Raw genomic sequence first — 390 nt, forward strand, 5'->3', positions numbered from 1 at the left:
TCCGAAACCGGCCCTTGATCATTCTTGGGGACCAGTTGGGGACCGGCGTCCTTGACCGCGTCAGCGAGTCATGACGATCGGGCCCGGCAGGGAGCGCGGAGCACACTGAGGTGTGCGGAGAGCGCTGCGCCGGCGGCCGTGATTTTGTGTACGTCGGGGTGCAGGTAGCGCTGGGTGGTGGCCAGTGATCCGTGGCCGGCGATCCGGCGGAGGACGTGCACTTGGACTCCGGCGTCGGCGAACCAGGTCAGTCCGGTGTGCCGGAGGTCGTGGCGGCGCAGGTGCTCGTAGCCGAGTTTGGTGACGACGTCGTCCCAGTGTGTGGCGTCGCGCAGGACGGCGGTGGAGATGCGTCCGCCGCGCGGGCCGGTGAAGAGGCGGGCGTCGGGA

At 69.5% G+C, this 390-nt stretch carries 1 protein-coding gene; it reads right to left on the bottom strand.

Going from position 1 to position 390, the window contains the following annotated elements:
* Positions 1 to 68: 68 nt before the first annotated feature.
* On the bottom strand, positions 69 to 390 hold a 322-nt coding region (locus tag IG64_RS37245; RefSeq protein WP_037865003.1), incomplete at its 5' end, for a tyrosine-type recombinase/integrase.

Origin of the sequence: Streptomyces sp. NRRL S-340 (genome assembly GCF_000720185.1) — a bacterium.
GTDB lineage: Bacteria > Actinomycetota > Actinomycetes > Streptomycetales > Streptomycetaceae > Streptomyces.